Here is a 3,283-nt window from a genome sequence, read left to right as displayed (position 1 = left end):
TTTTTAATATGACCAGCAACTGTCTCTTCACCGGGTCGCCAATAGCTATTCTTGCCTGGTTAAAAAAATACCAACCAGAAGTCTTAGAAAAGGCTAAGTATCTTGTGTTTGCTAAAGATTGGATAAAATTTAAATTGACCGGGGCCATAACTACTGATTCTTCCGATTTATTTATGTTCCCTCAGCCTATAGAGGGAGAAACTCTTCCCCTATTGGAGATGTTTGATCTCTCTGGGTTAGAGAAAATTATTCCTCCCTTAGAAAGTGCTTTTGCAGTTATAGGAAAAGTGGGAAAGGAAGCAGCCGCAGTTACTGGGCTTGAGGTAGGTACTCCGGTAGTTAATGGCGTCGTAGATGTAGCTTCTTGTGCTATTGCTTTGGGAATTTTGGAATTTGACCAAGTTTATTCTATTTTAGGCACTACTTGTTTTAACGCTTTTTTGAGCAAGAAATCCAGTCGACTTTTTGAACCCCCAGGAGTGGGGATTACTGTCTCTTATCCCTTAAAAGATGCTTATCTTCGGGCAATGGGAACTATGGCGGGAACCTTGAGTTTAGACTGGTTCATAGCCCGGTTTTTAACCGATCAAAAGGAATCTTATTCTGAACAAAGTTCATTATTTTCTTTTTTAGAAGACGAAGTCCAAAAGATCCCGCCCGGATCGGAAGGGGTGATATTTCTTCCTTACATTAGTCCGGGAGGGGAAAGAGCTCCTTTTATTAATCCTCATGCGCAGGGGGTTTTCTTTGGTTTACGCTATAATCATACCAGGTTTCATCTCTTGCGAGCAGTGTACGAAGGGGTAATATTTTCAGTTATGGATTGTTTTCAGGCTTTTTCCTTATCTTTTGAAGAAATGAAGCTCGCCGGTGGTGGGTCCAAAAGCCCTTTTTGGTGTCAACTGATTGCAGACGCTTTAGCTACTAAAGTGGTGGTACCAAAAACTCAAGAGTTGGGAGCTTTGGGGGTAGCTTTGATAGCTGGAGTGGGAGTAGGGCTTTTCTCTAGCTTGCCAGAAGCTCATCAAGCCACTTTTGAAGTCAATCGAGTTTTTTATCCTGATTTAGTAAATCATCAGTTTTACCAGGATAAATTTGAGGTCTACCGGGAGCTAAGAGTTAAAGTAGAAGATATATGGAGTGTAAACGATCAACCGATAGGGAAAATTGGTAGTTATTCGGGTAAAGACTTTATAAAATAAGCGGGGCAATAAGGGAATTTCCCTTATTACTCTCATCCGTCATCCCTGCGTGTTTCTATCAAACGTTCGGAGGTTTTTTATAATCTTTAGGTTCCCGGCTAAAGAGAGTTCTACTATCTTCCGTGGAGGGGAGGAGTTATAATGATTTTTATGGTTAACTATAATTAGGGAGGTAAACAGTGGTTGATGATTATAGTGAATATGACTTGATGGGTGAAGTTGCTCGAATGTATTATTATGATGAGCTTACCCAAGATAAAATTGGCGAGATATTAGGTCTTTCCCGACAGAAAGTGTGGAGAATTTTAAGAAGAGCTAGAGAAGAGGGAATAGTTCAAATTAGAGTAGAAGGGTCTTCTCGGGTTGACTCAGAGATAGAGGACGCCCTCCGAGAAGATTTTGGTTTGAAAGAAGTAGAGGTAGCTCGGGTTTTTGCCACAGAAGAAAAATTAGTAGTGAAAAAAGTAGCTCAATTAGCTGCTTCTTACCTCAAGGAAAAAGTCGAACCTTATATTTCTTTAGGAGTGGCTTACGGTCGGACCTTATTTGAAATGACTAATTTTTTACCTGATAATCCGGTTATGGGTCTGCGGGTTATCCAAATCATGGGAGGATATGGTAAGTTAAAAGGGGAAGTAATGGCCGTTGAATTGGCTCGAAAAATTGCTGAAGCTTTTCAGGGGGACGTAGTTTATCTTTTAGCTCCTGCTTTTGCTCAGGATCCTCAAGCCAAAGAGGCTATTGAAAACCAGGAGAAGATAAAACGAGTTATGGATTTGGCTAAAACAGTGGATATTGCTTTGGTAGGGATTGGTGGAGTCTCTCCTGTTTCTACCCTTATGGATACGGGAGAAATTTATCCTCAAGAGCGAGAAGAGCTTCTGAGAGAGGGAGCGGTAGGTAATATTTGTGGTAATTTCTACGATATTGAGGGTAATCAGGTGGAGAGCTCAGCTGATAAAAGAAGGATTTCTATTAGTTTGGAAGATTTAAAAAAAATACCTGTAGTTATCGGTGTAGCTGGAGGAAAAAGTAAGTTGGAGCCGATTTTAGGAGCATTGCGAGGTAAATTAATTAATGTGCTCATAACTGATGAGTTGACCGCCCGTGATTTAGTGAAAAAAGATTAAGGTTGTTAGCTGCAAAAAACATGATAATCCTGAAGGGCTTTTTTTCTCCTGTTGGTCCGGGAGTTCCTGGGATCGTTGTTCCACCCACTGAGGGAGAAAGTGTCCCTCAGTGGGTTTTGTCTTTTTGTTCTGCTTTCATGTTTTTGCTTTTAGCGCCGCAGGTTGTTTTTTTCATTCCCGAAATTTAGCCGGCAATCTGCCTCATCCGTCATTCTCGAAATCTTTAATCGGGAATCCAAAGATTTTTGCTGAGAGATGCTTTTGTTTATACCCCTGATAGAAACATTCAGAGGTGACAAGCTTGTGGGAATTTCACCTTCACCCATAAGGGGGGAATAGGGGGTTTTCCCCTATAGTCGGAGTTATAAGTGTTTCTACCAGGCTATTTTGTCTGGCAATTACCAGGATAAAATGTCCTCTAACTGCTAGATGTTGTGTCCAAGAATAAGAGAGGACTGAGATACTCTTCCCTGAGAATACCTCAGTCCTCAAAGTCAACTTACAGGAGTTCTTTTTCTATCACATACCTAACTATATGGTCATCAATGATCTTTTTCTGATGTTGTTCCCCATACATCAAACAATGGGTAGCGGCTTTGTTAATCAATCGGGCACTACCAGCTGAATAGCGAAAAATCTCCTTTATCGCTTCATCTGAAAAGATATCAGAGGGAGACTCAGCATAGTGGAGATGGTGTAAGAGGTAAGACCTGGTACCAGCTTCATCAAAGTGAGCCAGATGACAGTGCAAGTCAAGGCGCTGAGCTATAGCAGTGTAGACTGGCTTTCTGAGTTTATCTCTAACCTCAGTTTGTCCCACCAGAATATTCCGGTTGCCGGAACCACCCTGTCCGGAGAGTTGGTTCCAATGGTTCCGGACAATGTTTCCATTGGTTCCGGCATGGGACCATAGGTTAATATTTACTTCCTGTCACTATTACTAAGACCATA

General features: G+C 41.4%; 3 protein-coding genes. 2 read left to right on the top strand and 1 reads right to left on the bottom strand.

Annotated elements, in window-relative coordinates; all coding sequences use genetic code 11:
• Both GXZ17_RS08470 and GXZ17_RS08465 read left to right on the top strand, forming a co-directional pair.
• Positions 1-1,202, top strand: a 1,202-nt coding sequence (locus GXZ17_RS08470; RefSeq protein ID WP_409376854.1) for an FGGY-family carbohydrate kinase, incomplete at its 5' end; no start/stop codon positions are given.
• A 179-nt stretch (positions 1,203-1,381) separates the two neighbouring features.
• Positions 1,382-2,332, top strand: coding sequence for a sugar-binding transcriptional regulator (locus GXZ17_RS08465; RefSeq protein ID WP_409376853.1), 951 nt, complete (start codon positions 1,382-1,384; stop codon positions 2,330-2,332).
• Positions 2,333-2,831: 499 nt separating this feature from the next.
• On the opposite strand, the gene GXZ17_RS08460 is transcribed toward GXZ17_RS08465, so the two are convergent.
• On the bottom strand, positions 2,832-3,152 hold the full coding sequence (locus GXZ17_RS08460) for a type II secretory pathway protein (protein ID WP_409376852.1): 321 nt from the start codon (positions 3,150-3,152) through the stop codon (positions 2,832-2,834).
• Positions 3,153-3,283: the final 131 nt, after the last annotated feature.

Origin of the sequence: Candidatus Sordicultor fermentans, from assembly GCF_012728195.1 — a bacterium.
Taxonomy (GTDB): Bacteria; Atribacterota; Atribacteria; order Atribacterales; family Caldatribacteriaceae; genus Sordicultor; species Sordicultor fermentans.
Note: the sequence above shows the minus strand (reverse complement) of the source record. Positions and strands in the feature narration are given on the sequence as shown.